The sequence below is a fragment of the Bradyrhizobium sp. CCBAU 45394 genome, from assembly GCF_028128655.1.
In the GTDB taxonomy this organism is placed as follows: Bacteria; Pseudomonadota; Alphaproteobacteria; order Rhizobiales; family Xanthobacteraceae; genus Bradyrhizobium; species Bradyrhizobium diazoefficiens.
On the sequence record NZ_LBIX01000016.1, the window covers coordinates 1 to 16287 of the forward strand.

A 16287-nucleotide genomic window follows, 5' to 3' on the forward strand; every position below is an offset into this window, starting at 1 on the left:
AGTGATGACACGGTATCCCGGACCATTGCTGACCCCTGAGATATGTACTGAACGGCTCGAGGCGGATCGACGAGGTGCCGGGCAGTGCCTCGTTGGCCAGAGGAGCTTTCTGCCGGTACGCCACGACCAGGATATGCATCTGAGGCTAATGGACGACCAACATCCATCTGCAGCTAGCTAAGCTCAGCCGACGCCTGTTCAACGGGCACGGAAAGCAGCCTCTTTACTCGGAGGATGCGTCCCCCTGTCTCGGGGCCGAGGCCCCAATCAATGGCAGTGCTGTAAAACGCAACGGTAATAATACCGTAGGTGTTCTTCGCAGCTTCGGCGCTCGGAAAGATCAAAGGGCGATGGCTGTGCGGCTCAACGAGGAGCCGCACAGCGATGATCGCGCAAAGTTAATCGGGCCGGGTAGCGCTCACCCGCGCCCGGGGAACCGCGCCAAGCTCGCAAGACGCGCTGGAGCAAGCTATGATCCAATAAGAAGTCCAATACCGAAGCTATGTGGACGGGCTCCTAGCGTGGGATTGCCCCTCGGCATCTACATTGTCGGGTGATGAATGAGCCGAACGTCGTTGGGCCCTCCCGGCCCTAGGAGGGCGGTGTAGAGCTCGCCGCGAATGTCGTATTGCTTTACCGGCTGCGCCGCGTCCGGCAAGAGGCCCCAGCGGCCGAGCATCGAGAGCATCGTGTGCGAGGCGGGTTGGGTGCCGTGCGAAAAATTCTCGGGAACGGCGAATGATGCAGCATAAACCTCGCGGGCCGCCGGAAACGTCCTCTCAGCCCTGGAGGACGCCGGAGCGGCATGCTCCATCGAACGTCCAAGCAGCGCTGGTGAGGCTCGATTTGCTGGCTGCGCGCTGGGCTGCGGAACGTTTTCCGCTCGAGATCCGAGAGGAATGGCAGGGCCTGGCGCATTGAGTGGGGTGCTTGGCCTCATCGCCGCCGCGGGCACGAATAGCGCCGTGTAGCGGTCATTGTGAACGATAAAGCTGTTGGGTCGGCTGTCCTGGCTCGGCGGGATGCCGCTACGGTCAAGCGCAGCGGACGCGTGCTGGTCGCCCTGCCGGAAATTGAAGGGAATAACGGCCGATTCCGAATGCAGCCCTTGGTGATGACCCTCGGTTGGCTCGAGAGACGCCGATGGGCCGGCGTTTCCCACCATCGCCCACAGCAAATCCTGATCGTCGCCTTCTGCAGGAAGGACGAGCGGACCGCTGGCCTGAAGCGGTGCGCCGGCGCTTTCCATCAGCACACGCGCCATTGAATTGCCCGGCTCGCTCAGCTGGCGCTCAATGGCATCCAGTTCCGGCTGGCTTAGCGTCCTCTGCCTCTTCCCAGGCCTCAACTCACCGGTGTAATCCTCACCCATGAGGGCCTCGTGACTTGAAAAGGGAGCACTCCCGGTCAGCTCGTTCCGAGCCTGCTGGTAGCCGTCGCTCCAGTTGAACTGGAGAACGGCTTTGCCGCGATCCGGTCCCTGGTGGTCGCGCGCGGTTGGGAGAGACGATGTTAGGGTCGGTTCGCTCATCATCCCCCGCAGCGGGTTCTGATCGTGACCTTCCGCAGGCAGCTCTTTCGGCCAAGTCCAAGCTTCCCGCGGCGCGCTGTGCTGGGCAGCGGTGTCCACGAGGTGTCTGGTGACGGCGTCTTCGGGATGAGGACCGTGGGCCCCCTGGTGCCCAAGTTCCAAAGCCTCGATGAGGCTATGCTCTTCCTCAGACAGAGGAAGATAGTAGCGATCTGAAAAACCAGGAATCTCTGCAACGGCAGGGGCATCAAGCTGCGGCACTTCATCCAAGTACGGCTCAAATTCCGCTTGCTGCTGTTGCGGTTGTGACACTGCGGCGTGGTCACGGTCGAATGGGTTGATGCTGTTAAATGGGTCCATGTCAACTCCCCGGGTTTGAGTCGGTTGGCAATGCCGAGCCGATAGTGTCGCTCTCTCTCGCTCTATTAGGACCAGCTGTCGACAAGCTGACGCGCTTAGAGACTTACCGGATTGTGATCTCAGATCAGTCATTTCGCCGCTCCTGACCGCGACTGGTGAGGAAGCGGAGCGGGCGGTATGGCTTTGCGTGTTCGGGACGAGCTCAACGCCCTCGGCACTCTGACGACGCCACGATCTCGGCAACTAATTGGGGCTCTTCGTCAACCCAACTTCGACGCCATCTCGATCAACTTTCATCATAAATCTTACGGTTTGTGGCGACAACGGTTCCTTGGCTCACACACTCGGTTGCCGCACCGCGGCGGATCCTCTCGATCGGATTGTAGTTCTCAGCTGGCTCTGGTGCTCGGCAGGAAAGTCTTAGAAAGCCGGTAGGCCCTAGATTGGCGACCCTTGTCAGGTAATCAACGTCGCGCGCATGTTTGGCGCGGCTCTCGGCGAAGGTATCAAGTGCATGCTCCGCGACCGCTCGCCTTGGCGCCATTGAGATCCTGCATGGGCTTCTTCTTGCCGTTCCGAGCCCCCTCGGGATGTCTTTGAGTACGTCGACGGCCTTTTGCTGCCAGCGCTCGTATTCCCTCTGCGATTGGTTATTCAGGCCCAGAATCACTGAAGGTGAAAGGTTCGTTGCATCCTTTCCGGCGGGGCCGAAAGCGCCTCCTGGATCGCCTGTCGACAGGAATTTGTAGCGGTGCATGATCAACCGCAGACGGCTGACCGAAGGGCAGGATGTTGATCGTCTCCTTCGATCGTATCGGCTCCCTGGAGAAGTTCTCGCAGGTTCGTCATCCGCGTGGACACGCTGCCCTCTCTGAGCGCGTCATTACCCTTCCTGTGTAGCTCCCGTATTCTTTGTATTCACCCCCGGTCCCATTCAAGACCTCTATGTGCAGAACCCGACAGCAATTGCAATCGAGGCGATCTGAATCGCAAAGAGATGATTGTCTGAACCAAGCTCGCGAGTCCTGGCATGTCGATTGCTAGGAAGTGCCTGCTACATCATGCCACCAACTAGACGCAGAGGCCGAGACAGATCCAACTTGCCGTCCAACCAATTCTCTAGCAGACAAGCGGCGCTGTTAACTGCCGCTCCGCCAACGGAGCCCGGTCATGCTGATCGACACATCCAAAATCTTCGACTCCATTCGCATCAACAAGAAGGAAGCGCAAGAGCGCCAGACCGCGGCGCTATGCGAATGGCCTGGTTGCCAGAACAAAGCTACCCATCCGGCGCCCAAGGGCCGCGACAATGAGCGTGAATATTGGCACTTCTGCATCGACCATGTTCGCGAATACAATAAGTCCTACAATTTCTTCTCGGGCATGGACGCGGAAGCGGTCGCGCGCTACCAGAACGACGCGCTGACCGGCCATCGTCCGACCTGGAAGATGGGCGAGAACATCAGCACCAGCGAAATGACCGGCAGCGCGGCCGATTTCGAGAACGACTGGCATGCCCTCTGCACGCTCCTCGAGCTGAACGGACGCGCCGGTGCGCGCCCCCGCGCGAAGGCCAAGCCTGAGGCGCGCAAGATTTTAAATGCCGAGCGGAAAGCGTTGCAGGTGATGGGCTTGAATGCCAATGCGACGCTCGGCGATATCAAGGCGAAGTACAAGGCGATGGTCAAGCAGCACCATCCAGATGCCAATGGCGGCGACCGCTCCACGGAGGATCGCCTGGTCGAGATCATCAAGGCCTACCATTATCTCAAGACGGTAGTGCGCGATAGCTAGCCCGGATATCTCAGTGGGTCTCAACGGCGCATCAGCCGTGGAGGACGGAACCACCCAGACATTACTCGCTTTGCTCTGGTTCGCTGGCCGTTAATTCCCTGGCTAACGCGTTCGGCCGAGGATGGCGAACAATCGACATCTTGAGCGGTTCGTCTCATTTCGCCCTGACCTGCCCGTGAGTATTTCCTCCAGAAGGAGTTAGAGTCCGGCCTGAAGAAGGACGGACAAATGAAGCGAGCAAGGTTCACGGAAGAGATGGGGTATTCGGTCCCGATCGCCTGGCCTATTTGCCGCGCAGCACGTTTTGACTGACGATCATGGACCAATTCCATTCAAGGAGGAAAAGCCATGATCTACGTTGGCCTCGACGTTTCGCTGAATTCCGTTGCGGTATGTGCGGTGGACGAGACCGGAAAGCTTATCCGGGAGGGAACGACGTTGGCGGATGCGCCATCGATTGTGCAGTATCTCGAACCATGGGCTGATCAAGTTGAACGGGTGGGCCTTGAGGCAGGACCGACGTCAGAATGGCTGACCGCAAATCTAATCGAACTGGGGCTGCCGGCCATCAGTTTGGAAGCCCGCCAAGTTAAAGGCGGCGCTTTCGGCCATGCCGGTGAAGACCGATCGGAATGACGCCCGTGGGATCGCGCAGGTGGTGAGAACGGGATGGTTCAAGCCTGTTCACGTCAAGAGCATCGGCAGCCAAAGGGCGCGGACGCTGGCCGCGGCTCGCAAGCATATCGTTCGCTCCATCGCTGCCGCAGAGCAAGTCATCCGCGGACTTCTGCGTCCGCTCGGTCTCAAAGTCGGAATCGTCTCGCGGACTCTGTTCGCGACGAGAGTTCGTGAGTTGGTCGGCGATGACGCCTTGCTCGAGGCGATCATGAATCCGCTGCTTGCCGGACGCGAAGCGCTGATGCGGGAGTACGCCCGACTACATCGCCTGGTTCTGAAGACCGTGCGCAGTGACCCGGCTTGTCGGCTCTTGATGACGATGCCGGGGATCGGCCCAGTCTCTGCGTTGACCTTCCGCTCCACTGTGGACGATCCCAGGCGATTCCTGCATTCCCAATCCGTCGGCGCCTATCTCGGGTTGACGCCCCGACGATACCAATCTGGCGAGGTTGATCGGGTGGGACGGCTCACAAAAGTCGGAGATGGAGAGACGCGCACAGCCCTGTTCGAAGCTGCCAACGTCGTTCTCAGGCCATCAACCCGATGGTCTCCGATGAAGGCCTGGGCGGTGCGTGTTGCCCACCGGCAAGGAAGCAAGCGTGCGAAGGTCGCGCTGGCCAGAGAGATGGCTGTCATCCTTCACCGAATGTGGGTTGATGGAACCGGAATTCCGATGGACGGCGGTGGCGTAAGAACGCCATCGCCATCCCAAGAGACGCCCGTCGCGGGGCGTGGGGATGGTCGAGTTCGTATGATCTGTCGTGGCATCCGCCCTCCAGGTCGGGTGACTACGCCGAAGAGCTTGAACCGACCATTCAACCGAATCCCATCGTGTGGCGGCTTTGCCGACCACGAACAGAAGCAAGGTACCCGCGGCACGTGCTCTTAAGGGATTGACAGAAGCAGACCGAATACAGAAGCAGATTATCGCGGTGTTGAAGGAGCATGAGGCCGGGGCTAAGACGGCTGACCTCGCGCGCAAGCACGGGATCTCCGAAGCGACGATCAACAATTGGAAGGCCAAATTTGGCGGCATGGATGTCTCCGAGGCCAAGCGGCTGAGGCATTGGAGGAGGAGAACGCGAAGCTGAAGAAGCTTCTTGCCGAGCAGATGTTCGATGCGGCAGCGCTTCGCGAGCTCCTTTCAAAAAATGTATGACCCGCCCCGCCCGTGCAAGGGTCGTTTCGATCAGGACGATGCAGTCTGCACAAATGTATCCGGCCTCTTGCAAGTGGGCCGCTGTTGCGGCCAGGCCATGATGAGATCCGCGCGTGCCGTTCCCAGATAAATGGTCCGGGCTCAAAACCCGCTTTTTTGCACAGGGCTTACGGCGCGCCGATCGACTGTCTCGTCATCACTTTCACGAGCCTCGCAGTCTGGAATAAACGGGATCAGCTAAAGGCCGGATCCCGCCGTTCGTAGCTTGCGCCGGGCTTAGTTATCACTACCCACGCGATCCGCGCAATCTTTGCCGCCAGGGCGACGGTGACCTTGTTAGTGTGCATGCGTGCCTGAAGTCCATCAAGCCAGGCGCGAAGGTGATATCGCGAGCGATCAAGGTGTGTCACGCAGGAGCGGGCGCCGCGGATGATCATCCGGCGCAGATATCGGTTGCCGCGCTTGCTTGTCCCCAGCAGCTTCGTTTTGCCTCCCGTAGAGTATTCTCTGGGAACAAGACCCCGCCAAGCTGCCATATCGCGGGCCTTTTTGAACTGTCGGGCAGATCCAGCTGCTGCCAAAAAGCGCCGTCGCCGCGAGTGGACCAATGCCCGGGATAGTCATTAATCGACGTGCGGTATCGCTTTGAGAGGCAATCGCCTCAATCTCGCGGTTGACTTCAGCAATCCGCAGCTCCAGCTGCCGCAGCTCGTCGAATGTAGATGCAAGAATGCGACGCATGGCCGACGTTAGATCATTCGATTCATCTGCCAAAACCCTCGGCAGATCTGCCTTGCACTTGCCGGCGCCCTGGTGAATAGCGATCCCATATTCCAGGCAAAAAGCCCGCATCTGATTTATGAGACACGTCCGTTGCGAAATCATCTATCGCGAACACGATGCAGCGCTTGTAGGTCAATGTGTTCAGGCGACCGTATCTCGACGAAGCGCATTGTTGGTCGCGTCACTGCTTCCGCGATCGCTGCGGCATCGATGATGTCACTTTTGTTGGACTTTACATAAGGCTTGACGAATTGAGCCGGAATAATGCGGACGGTATGCCCCATCGCGGCGATCTTGCGTGCCAACCATTGCGAGCCGGAGCAGGCTTCCATCCCCACCAGAGCCGGCCCGGCGCGTTCGAAGAACTGCAAGACCTCGCCGAAACGTCGCCTTCTGGATCGGCATTCCGGCGGCGTCGAGCCCAACGACGTGGAAAAGGTTCTTGCCAATTTCGATCCCAAACACCGTTGCCGGCCTGGGTTTGTTCCGTGTCCTCATTGCTTCCTCCTTTTAAAGGCCAACTCAGTCTGACCGAGAGGATGGGGCGGGTCATCCCATTAATGGTAGGGCCCGCCGCCGAGCGCGCTGCGGTCGCGCATCTGCAGGCTGTCATGAGCCTGTCGGAACGGCGGGCCTGCTCGATCGTGGGCGCGGATCGGAAGATGATCCGCTATCGCTCCAGCCGTCCTCCGGACGCGGCTCTTCGTGGCCGGCTGCGTGACCTCGCCAACGAGCGGCGACGTTTTGGCTACCGCCGGCTGTTCGTCCTGCTGCGCCGGGAGGGCGAGCCGTCGGGGATCAATCGGATCTACCTGCTTTATCGCGAGGAAGGGCTCACCGTCCGCAAGCGGCGGGCTCGCCGCAAGGCCGTGGGGACCCGAGCCCCGATCCTGGTCGAGGCGAGGCCCAACGCGCGCTGGTCGCTGGACTTCTCAAGGCCGGGCTAGCCAACCGACAGCGCCTTTATCGAGGCGTTCAACGCCGCTTCCGGGCCGAATGCCTCAAGGCCCATTGGTTCCTGTCCCTTGCAGACGCCCAGGAAAAAGTGGAGACTTGGCGCTGATACTACAACTGCGCATCAGAACACCCATCTGGCTATGTGATTGAAGAGAAGAGAGTTTGTTGAGCGGGATGCGATCCCGCGGGGTATTTTGGGTTCTGTCGCGCTCGTTCGGCGATAGATTGAGCAGCAGTGGTTATCAGCCAGGTGTGGGCGAAGATCCAAGGACTATCCGGAAGAGGATGGATGGATTCGATCTCGCCGGCTTCAGCGGCCAGCCGGAGCGTCTTAGGCGCGATCTTCGGGAGCTTTGCGGCGTTGCCAAGGTTGAGCCATGGCTCGATCCCGTCCTCGGCAGGCTTGAACACCGCGATGTGGTAGTTCGAGCGCATTGATGTGACGCGCTCGCGGGTCCAGCGATTGCCGTTACCGGTCTTGAGGCCGTTGCGATTGAGGAGGCCGGCAATCAGATCGTCGCTGGCGATCAGCACCAGTTGACGCACGGCCTGGACGATATCGGCAGAGGTGCTGTTGCGCTGTCCGCGCCGGCGCTTCGGCAAGCGCAACTCGCTGTGGGCGCCCCCCACCCAATGGACGATGAGAACGATCTCCGAGGCCGCGTCGTCGATATCGGCCACGACCTCATGGATGAGGGTGCGCACAATGCGCTTCTTGAGGCGAGCATCCGTCGTCGGCGCATCCCAGACCGTTTTGAGGTTCGAGGCCAGAACGACGAGCGAGACTGGATCGGCAATGGGTGCGGGCGTCGCCGCATCATGCATGGCGATCTTGGCCTCAACCTCCGCCGAGTGAGCGAGCGCCCTGTTCCAGCGCGCTTCCACCTCACTGGCCACCAGCCGGTTCGCGGGATCAGCGGCATCGTATTGCCGGAAAGCCCTGTCGGCGGCATAGCGCGCCGCTTCGAGGTCGCAACTGAGAGCATCGCGTACCTGATCGCGCCGTTCCCTGGCTCCCTTGGCGGCAGCGGTTGCGGCGGCGACAGCGCCCGGACCGACGACTCCAAGCAGCGATTCCTCGATGGCGTCATCGACGCGCAGTCCGCCGAAGGCGATGCAGTGGGCCCCGCCATTATCCATCCAGGCGCGGTTGCAGCTGTAGCGCGGGATATGGTTCTCCATGCCGGAGTACCGGAGTGTGAGCTTACGACCGCAGCGCGTGCAGCGGACTGTCGTTCGTGCCGGTGGTGTCGGAATCAGCGTTGCCGGCGGCCACAGAGCCCTCCGGGTCGCCGGAGGCAGCCATTGTGACGGTTGAGTTCCAGGGCGCGCGCGTGGAGTTGCGCGGGGCGCCTGGCCTTGCTGTGTTGAGCGATGTGTTGCTGGCACTGCGACGGACACGTTCATGCTGACGATGCCCGCGAGCCTCATGATCTATGTGGCGACGCAACCTGTCGACTTCAGGAAGGGTGCGGAGGGCTTAGCGTTGCTGGCGAAGGAGACGCTGGGCCATGACCCGATGAAGGGCGTGGCGGTGGTGTTCCGTGCGAAGCGCGCCGATCGGGTGAAGATTGTCGTCTGGGATGGCAGCGGCCTTGTGAGGTACTGGAAGCGGCTTGATGGCAGTAGCTTCAAATGGCCTCCCATCATGGCCGGCGCGATGCGGATGAATGCGTCCAGCTGTCAGCACTTCAGGGCGGCATGGATTGGACGCGCATGCACGCGCCTCACCTGAGATCGCGATGAAGGTAAGGGCGAATGTTGCACGCGCCGGAGCGACGCTGATGGACATTTTCAGAGCGGTCAAGGCGGAGGCGTGCTTGTTTAAATGGGACCCAGGTCGCGATCGCCAAGTAGTAAAGCGCGACGCCGCAGAATTCACCCTCGTTGCTACCACCTGACGCGCCGATCGCATCGACGGACCTCACCACACACTCCTTGGAGTGGACCCATGTCAGCGCCGGACGCCCGACGGGCTTCTGTGTTAGCCGCCGGGTACACGCGCCTTGACACTGCGATGATTGCGCACCTCGGCGCTCAAACGCCCGACTTGTCGCAGCTGTGACCGGTCTTGTCGGCTATCCGACGTGGCCATGGAAAAAAAACATCGAATACGCAGTATTCAGGGTGGCACGGATTCTGCTCACTGCGACCGTCATGGGAGCGGCGCCAGAACAACGACCGTTCGGGCTACGTTGCGAATGGCGCGCATGTTGTTTGTGAGGTGATATGCGAAGTGGAGTTCTTGTTTGCGGCGCGGCAGTAGTTTCGCTTGCAACATGCAGTCTCGCTAACTCAGCGGACCTGACCCCGGCGGCGAGAGTCTCGTCGACATTGTGGAGCTGGACTGGAGGATATGTTGGCTTTCACGGCGGTGGTGGTTATGGCCGCACGTCCTTCACCAATCCCTACGGGCCATCAATCTATGGCGACATCGTCAACACGCCAATATTCCTCGCCGGCGGTCAGATCGGCTACAATTGGCAAAGCAACGGATGGGTTCTTGGCGCCGAGTTGGATGTAAGCCATGCTGTGTCCGACGGCACAAATAGCTGTCTTGCCTTCTCCGGTAATGTTGTGATCGCCACCTGCAAGGCAGGTCCGAACGTCTTTGTCACAGGCACCGCTCGGATCGGTTACACTTTTGGTGCCCAGGGTCGCACGCTCACCTATGCCAAGGCCGGCGCAGCCTGGCAGAACAATCGCGGGAGCATCGCTAACAATGACGAATTTCACGATGACGGGTCTCCCGGATTTCCGCAGCACACTACGCAATTTGACTACGGTCGTTTCGGATGGACTGTCGGATTCGGTGTGGAGCAAGCCTTGACGGCCGCTTGGTCGCTCAAATTTGAATACGACTATATGAGGTTTGCTGGACCGCCCCTGGCGACGCCTCCGACCATGCAGTTCCCGCCGCTCGCCGTCATCCCCGCCAGCGCAAGCAACTTATCGAGCAGTTACCAAGTTGGAAAGATCGGCTTGAATTATCATTTCGGAAGCGGCCCGAGTCAGCCGGAATGGTCCCGTGGATCGCTGTTCAACGACGGAGGGGGGGGCGGTCATCGTGCATATCCCGATGATTGGTCGATTGAAGGCGGCTCACGGGTCTGGCTCAGCAGGGGGACATTCCAATGGGACTACAATCTTCCACCTCTGATGCCTGGCGATAGCGTCATTCCGAGTTCGAGGCTCACCTATCATGGGCTGGACGGCATTTCCGGCGAGCTTTTCGCACGTCTTGATAGTCCCTGGGGAATATTCATGAAGGGCAATGTTGGCCTCGGACGCTTCGAGAAGGGAAAGATGAACGACGAGGATTCAAGTCTCAGCGGCCTCGGCTATACCAACACGTTATCAGACCAGGCGAATGGGAAATTCATGTACTACACGGCCGACGCCGGATATGACTTTCTGCGCGATAAGGCCTACAAATTAGGCGCCTTTTTCGGATGGGGCTACTACGGCCAAAAATCGGATTCCAGGGGATGCGCGCAGATCGCCTCGCCGGTGGGGCCGTGCGCGGTACCGCTATCGAAACGGCTCACCGGCAGTCAAGACACCAATTGGAATGCGCCGCGTATCGGCATGAGCGCAGAGGCGATGCTGCTCGAGCGCTGGCGCGTGAGCGCCGACGTTGCTTACCTGCCGTGGACCGACTTTACTGGTCGCGACAACCATCTTCTACGCCCTGAAACAGCTTTCTACGATCAGCGCGGGCGAAGTGGTGCAGGCGTTCAGGTGGAAGGAACATTGTCTTACTTTCTCAGCAAAAACTTCAGCATTGGTGTTGGGGCCCGGTATTGGGCGATGTGGACCGGGGGGGACAGCGATGTCTCTTTCAATTACGGTGCACACACCCCTGCGAAGTACAGCATGGAGCGTTGGGGAACGTTCTTTCAGACCTCCTACAAGTTTTGACTGAATCGGGCAGCAAGCCCGGGCAGGCCAAATGTTTTTGTGGCCGGCCTAGACCGGAGGGACGGCAGCGCTATATATGAGCGCTGCCGCGGCTCCCGAGCTCGATGGAAATTCGAGTCGTGTCTCAGTTTGAAGTTTCGAACGGTTCCCGCCCATGTAGGGACCGTGCAGCCCCCGCCCATTCGGGTGTCAATTAGCGCCACCGCATCTTCGTACTTCGAGGGCTTCGGCACAGGCGGCTTCCACCGCGGGCAGACCGTCAGTCAGCAAGGCGTTGAGGATGTCGACCATCTGCCGATTGCCGTCGTCAGTGCTGGCAAGCCCGCGCCGGATCCGCTCAAGTGCGGCCGGCAGCACTCAATCCTTGAAGGGAGCACCACTGCGCAAAGCGCCGGGTTTGCGAGCCAGCACCGGCACATAATGCCAGGGATCGGAGGTCGTCTCGCCGCGTCCGAAGGATCGTGGATGCTCCGCAAGGATCCTTCCATCCTGGCGGATCACGATGCGATCGGTATAGCCTGGACCTCGACCGGGCGTCCGACTGCGCTGCCTGCGACTGAGTAATTGTTGTTATCGAAGCGCACCAGGCAAGTCTTCGTCGATGCCGTCACCGCATGGAGGCCGTCGAAGCGCGGCATAAGGAACGAGTTGGGCCGTTCGGTTTCGAACACGTCCCAGATCGTCTGATCGGCCAGCTCCGGATGGCGATGAGCTTTGGCGTAGGCGATTCATTTGTCGAGCAGCCAGGCGTTTAGCTCGTCCATGTTTTTGAACTGCAGCCGCGGCGTGAAGAAGCGCTCTCGGAACAGCCCGACCTGGTTCTCGACATGGCCCTTCTCCCAGCCCGACGCCGGCGAGCAGGCAACCGGGTCCATCAGATAGTGGCTGCACATCTGCTGAAAGCGGCGCTTCTAGCGACGATCCTTGCCGACAAAGATCGACTTCACCGCAGTCTTCATGCTGTCGTAGATGCCCCGGCTGCAGATGCCCTTGAACAGGGCGAACGCCCCTTCGTGGGCATCGAACACCATCTCCTGCGTCTCCCGCGGATAGGCCCGCACGAACAGCATGCGGCTGTGACAGAGCCGGACATGGGCGGCCTTCACCATCACCGTGGTGCCGCTCAGCAGAATGACCACGTGGCTCCAGTCGAACTGGTAGGCTTCGCCGGGTGCAAAGCTCAGCCGGACATAAGCAGCCGCGGTCGATTGCCCGCGCTCCTTACTCCACCGCCCGGCGTAACGCCGCACCGCATCGTAACCGCCGTCATAGCCGCGGCCGCGCAGGTCTTCGAAGATCCGGATCTACGTCAGCTGTTCACGCGCCGGTTCAACGGGTCCGTGCCGACGCTGAAGGATATGTTATTGCCGCAGGGCCGCCGGCCGAGTTCTTTCTGCGTTGGCAGTCGCAAATTCGATCCTGTTAACGTCGGGCTCGTTGCGAAAGTGCGAGCGAGCGACGCCTGCGCGGCCGGCCTGACGGACTTCAACGTATCGCTGCTTGGGAACAGCAATCGCGGGCATTCTTTTGAGGGCGAGGAAACCGATATAACGAAGCTGCCGCCTGGGGTCATCGGGCCAGAATTGACCGACGCCGAACGGCGGGCGCTTCTAGAGTATTTGAAAGGGCCAGAGTCTTGATCAGGAGTAGAGCCGTGATGTTCTTCGGTGCTGCTAACTCAGGAGGTGCTCCCGCGCTCGAGCTGGGCATGCAGATTGCGCAGACATCTCCTCGGAACGTGAGCTGGATCGCGCACGCGGGTCATCTGCGTATCCGACGGAGCTCGTCGGGTTTGCGACATCGAATAAATCGCCGATCATTGATGACGCGCCGCGAGCGGATATCTTCAGCCGCGAGGCCCTGCTGGGCGCTGAGAAGACCATCAAGCGATCGAACGACTTGTCCGAATGTGTCGGCGGTCCTGCCAAGACATCAGGGTTGATGACACGCGACATCGTTTAATGTATATCCATATCGCGCAACCTTAAGTAAGGAAATTCAGAAGACCATTTCCTTCGCGTTCACACCAGCCCATTGATAATATTTATGTCGTGAATCTCGCGCTTGCAGTGTGGTCATTGTACCGCTCCATTGGAGGAGACCTTCTATGCTCGACTCCGAAACAACAGCCTGTCTCCGTCGAGTTCTGGATGAGGTGTGCAAAGGGCTGCCCCGTCACGAGACCGGCACCCGAGCGCACGTCGCTTCCAAAATTCTAGAAGCCGCAGCTCGAGGCGAGACGTCCGTCGAAGTTCTCCGGCAAGTCGGACAGAAAGCGCTAACCAGCGCTCCGTCGATGTGGCTTCAGCAAGGTCATCGTCGATATTCGCCCGAAAGTAGCGGTGCCGGTGAACCCGCCGATAGCTCAACCAAGCAGGATTAAGCACGCCGATCCGGATCGATCACTAAGATCCGCGGGGCTGGAAGCATTCAGGGAGCGTGCGGTTGTCAATTTTGCTGCCTCATCGGCGCGAGCACCGCTGTTGTATAGGAAAAGCAGCAGAACATGGTCGCGCCTCCAGGGCTCGTGCGTCTGTCAGGTTGGTCTAGCAACGCGTCCAGATCGGCCTTTTCGAGGTGTCCGACCGCGGTCTTGGCGGTCTTTTTGAAAGGCACTGCCCGCATCTCGGAACCAGGCCAGGTGAACCGGCGAACGCGTCCCGATAAAGCGCGCCAGTGAATGGATGGTCGTCAGCCGTTGCGGGTGACCTCGCTGCTTGGCGATCGAGGACAACTTCCGGCGCCAACTCTTCCACCGTCATGCGATCGATGGCGCTGCCTCCCTGCTTGCTGGCGAACGGCAGCAACAATGTCAGCGTGTCGCGGTAGCTGGCTTGGGTGGTGCGGGAAGGATTGCGCTCGGCGACCAGATGTTCCAGCAAGAAACGCCGGATCCACGGACCAAGCAGGCTCTTATCCTTCATGGTCGGCCTCCGTCGCGTACTGAGCAAAACGCTTGCCGGCCGCCTGGAGGAGATCCGGCGTCATTTGCAAATAGCGCTGGGTTGAACGGATATCGATGTGCCGAGATAGGTTGCGAGTTGCTGAAGCAGTCGTTGCACCTCCTGGCCGGAGCGATACCTGCGACCACCCGATGCGCCGCGGCCGTATGGCGAATATTGTGCAGCCGTGGAGGTCGAGGCTCGCCGACAGGCAATTGATTCCGGCGGCTCGGCGGACCTGCTGAAACCAGGAGAAGACCCGCACATAGTGCGCGGTCGCTGCCGCGCGTAGTGAATAATGGAAATTCCTGCCCGCGCGGCAGAGGGAGCCGACGACGGCGCTCGACGTACTCGACCAGTTCCTGGTTGAGCTTTGGTCCGATTGGCACGAGGCGCGTTTTGAAGAACTTCGTGTCACGGACGGTGATGACCTGATCAGTCAGATCCACGTCTTACAAGTCCAAACGAAGCGCCTCGCCAATGCGCATGCCGCTTCCGTACAGCAACAAGAGGAGCGTAGTACATAGCTGGCACGTGAGGGCGAAGCCCGGTCTTCAGGATTGAGGTCGCGTCCAATAGGCGGCGCAATTCTTCCGTGGAGTAAACATACGGCGTCTGTTGCGGCGGCAGCTTTGGAAACGTTGTCGGTAGTGGGAGTAAGCCGCGTAGCCTCGACTGATGGCGAATTTATAATGGCTGCTCAAAACCCTATATCGCAGCATCCAGGTGGCACTGAGCGATCCCTTGCCTTGGAGGAACTCGGCTACCGCCTTTGGAGCGACTTCGCCGATATCTCGATTGCCCCTGGCTCGGCAGAACCTGCGGAGCAGAACCTCAGCGGACTCGAAAGGTGCCCCAGTGATCGTCGCTTGGCCAGATAGGCGTCGACAACATGGGTGAGCATCATTAGAGGCCTACGCTCCGACCTCGCGAAGCGCCTGGATGTTCACCTTGGCGTAGACGCTGGTTGACGCCGCGCTGCGATGTCCCTCCCTGGAGCAATTACCAGCGCAATTCCGATCGATATTCCTTCCCATCGTGCTCAGCGCGGCAAATCTTGTGAAGCGGTTCAAAGGACCAGACGGCGTGCTGCGGACGGTCGGTGACGATGTCTCCTTTGAGCTGCGATCTGGCGAGACGCTGGGCGTCGTCGGCGAGTCCGGATCTGGCAAGTCGACGATGGCAGGAATGGCGCTCGCGCTTGACCTGCCCGACGATGGAGCCGTTCTGCTTCAAGGGCAGGCCTGGACCACGCTCACCGAACGCGAGCGCAGGGCGCGACGCCGGGGCTATCTCCGTCATTTACCAGGATCCCCTCAGCTCCTTTGATCCACGCTGGACTGTGGGACGTATCATATCCGATAGCCTCGCGAGCGACGTGGAGACCAAAGGCGAGCGCGAGAAGCGCGTTGTCCAGCTCCTTGACCTGGTCGGACTATCACGAGCCTTTTTGGATCGCCGACCCATCGAACTCTCGGGCGGTCAGCGTCAGCGCGTTGCCATCGCCCGCGCGATCGCTCCAAGGCCCGCCGTGATCGTCTGTGATGAACCGGTCTCGGCACTCAATGTCTTAATCCAGGCGCAAGTGCTGGACCTGCTTGCTGATCTGAAGGCGCATCTTAACATGAGCTACATCTTCATTTCGCATGACCTCGGTGTTGTCCGCCATCTCAGCGATCGCGTCATGGTCATGCGCCAAGGACGCAGAGGCCAGACGCGGTGGGAGGCGGTGCCTCAATACCGCTAGTTCATGGTTTGTTATCGCGACTAGTTTCGCCTCCTGGGCCTACCTTTGCGGGACCGCAGCGGAGTACTTTAGCGAGTTATCTCTCGAAGCGGAAATTCAAGCGACGGCAAGGCTGACGCGCGCAAGCGTTCCGGCTGCCCCCGCGGGTCACTTCAAATTCCTCCGGGTGTGGTCAGTCAAATTCCTCCACCCGCGAGGCAGGACAAGGGACTGTTAGTTTGAGTTTGTTTCCCGGGCAAGAGCTTCAGCGGCTTCTTTGAGCCGATAGCTGCGTCCGTCGAACTCAAGCAGATGGCAATGATGCATAAGGCGATCGAGGATCGTCGTGCTCATGGTGTTGTCCCCCAGATATGTCCCCCAATCCTGCACGACGCGATTGGAGGTGACGATGACGCTGCGGCGCAGTTTGTAGCGC

10 protein-coding genes and 6 pseudogenes are annotated in these 16287 nt (G+C 59.9%); 9 read left to right on the forward strand and 7 right to left on the reverse strand.

The features are described from left to right. Nucleotides 1–541: 541 nt before the first annotated feature. Nucleotides 542–1891: a hypothetical protein gene (locus WN73_RS09430; protein ID WP_271552499.1), complete on the reverse strand. Its 1350-nt coding sequence runs from the start codon at nt 1889–1891 to the stop codon at nt 542–544. A 286-nt stretch (nt 1892–2177) separates the two neighbouring features. Further along, on the reverse strand, nt 2178–2648 hold the full coding sequence (locus WN73_RS09435) for a hypothetical protein (RefSeq protein WP_271552500.1): 471 nt from the start codon (nt 2646–2648) through the stop codon (nt 2178–2180). Nucleotides 2649–3061: 413 nt separating this feature from the next. Here WN73_RS09435 and WN73_RS09440 point away from each other — a divergent pair, with 413 nt between their 5' ends. The 3 genes and pseudogenes from WN73_RS09440 to WN73_RS09450 form a co-directional block, all read left to right on the forward strand. Continuing rightward, a complete protein-coding gene (locus WN73_RS09440) occupies nt 3062–3685 on the forward strand; it encodes a J domain-containing protein (RefSeq protein ID WP_097669982.1) in 624 nt (207 codons plus the stop codon). A gap of 348 nt (nt 3686–4033) precedes the next feature. Then, nucleotides 4034–5055, forward strand: a pseudogene (locus tag WN73_RS09445) (IS110 family transposase). Between the two features lie 201 nt (nt 5056–5256). Next, a pseudogene (locus WN73_RS09450) lies at nt 5257–5519 on the forward strand (transposase); the annotation flags it as partial. Nucleotides 5520–5755: 236 nt separating this feature from the next. Here WN73_RS09450 and WN73_RS09455 read toward each other — a convergent pair. Further along, nucleotides 5756–6803 (reverse strand): annotated as a pseudogene (locus WN73_RS09455) (IS110 family transposase). Between the two features lie 62 nt (nt 6804–6865). Between WN73_RS09455 and WN73_RS09460 the strand changes: the two are divergent. After that, a pseudogene (locus tag WN73_RS09460) lies at nt 6866–7237 on the forward strand (IS3 family transposase); the annotation flags it as partial. A 163-nt stretch (nt 7238–7400) separates the two neighbouring features. On the opposite strand, the gene WN73_RS09465 reads toward WN73_RS09460, so the two are convergent. After that, entirely contained in the window at nt 7401–8444 is a 1044-nt protein-coding gene (locus tag WN73_RS09465; protein ID WP_271552502.1) for a hypothetical protein, read from the reverse strand. Nucleotides 8445–8667: 223 nt separating this feature from the next. Between WN73_RS09465 and tnpB the strand changes: the two genes are divergently transcribed. Together tnpB and WN73_RS09475 are read left to right on the forward strand one after the other, a co-directional pair. Next, the gene (tnpB, locus tag WN73_RS09470) at nt 8668–8997 is read left to right on the forward strand and encodes an IS66 family insertion sequence element accessory protein TnpB (protein WP_271552504.1); all 330 of its coding nucleotides are present in this window, start codon (nt 8668–8670) and stop codon (nt 8995–8997) included. Between the two features lie 494 nt (nt 8998–9491). Further along, nucleotides 9492–11183, forward strand: coding sequence for an outer membrane beta-barrel protein (locus tag WN73_RS09475; RefSeq protein ID WP_097669724.1), 1692 nt, complete (start codon nt 9492–9494; stop codon nt 11181–11183). Nucleotides 11184–11402: 219 nt separating this feature from the next. On the opposite strand, the pseudogene istA reads toward WN73_RS09475, so the two are convergent. Further along, nucleotides 11403–12487: pseudogene (gene istA, locus WN73_RS09480) on the reverse strand (IS21 family transposase); the annotation flags it as partial. A gap of 36 nt (nt 12488–12523) precedes the next feature. On the opposite strand from istA, the gene WN73_RS09485 reads away from it, so the two are divergent. Continuing rightward, nucleotides 12524–12823 carry a hypothetical protein gene (locus WN73_RS09485; protein WP_271552506.1) on the forward strand — a complete coding sequence of 100 codons (300 nt, stop codon included), beginning with the start codon at nt 12524–12526 and terminating at the stop codon, nt 12821–12823. A gap of 906 nt (nt 12824–13729) precedes the next feature. Here the strand turns inward: WN73_RS09485 and WN73_RS09495 are convergent. Next, complete coding sequence (locus WN73_RS09495; RefSeq protein WP_271552505.1) at nt 13730–14107, reverse strand: hypothetical protein; 378 nt, start codon at nt 14105–14107, stop codon at nt 13730–13732. 1104 nt (nt 14108–15211) lie between these two features. Here WN73_RS09495 and WN73_RS44360 point away from each other — a divergent pair. After that, nucleotides 15212–15454 carry an ATP-binding cassette domain-containing protein gene (locus WN73_RS44360; protein ID WP_333937957.1) on the forward strand — a complete coding sequence of 81 codons (243 nt, stop codon included), beginning with the start codon at nt 15212–15214 and terminating at the stop codon, nt 15452–15454. After that, a complete protein-coding gene (locus WN73_RS09500; protein ID WP_333937958.1) occupies nt 15342–15872 on the forward strand; it encodes an ATP-binding cassette domain-containing protein in 531 nt (176 codons plus the stop codon). Before WN73_RS44360 ends, WN73_RS09500 begins: the two co-directional genes overlap by 113 nt. A 213-nt stretch (nt 15873–16085) precedes the next feature. Here the strand turns inward: WN73_RS09500 and istB are convergent. Then, nucleotides 16086–16287: pseudogene (istB, locus tag WN73_RS09505) on the reverse strand (IS21-like element IS1631 family helper ATPase IstB); the annotation flags it as partial.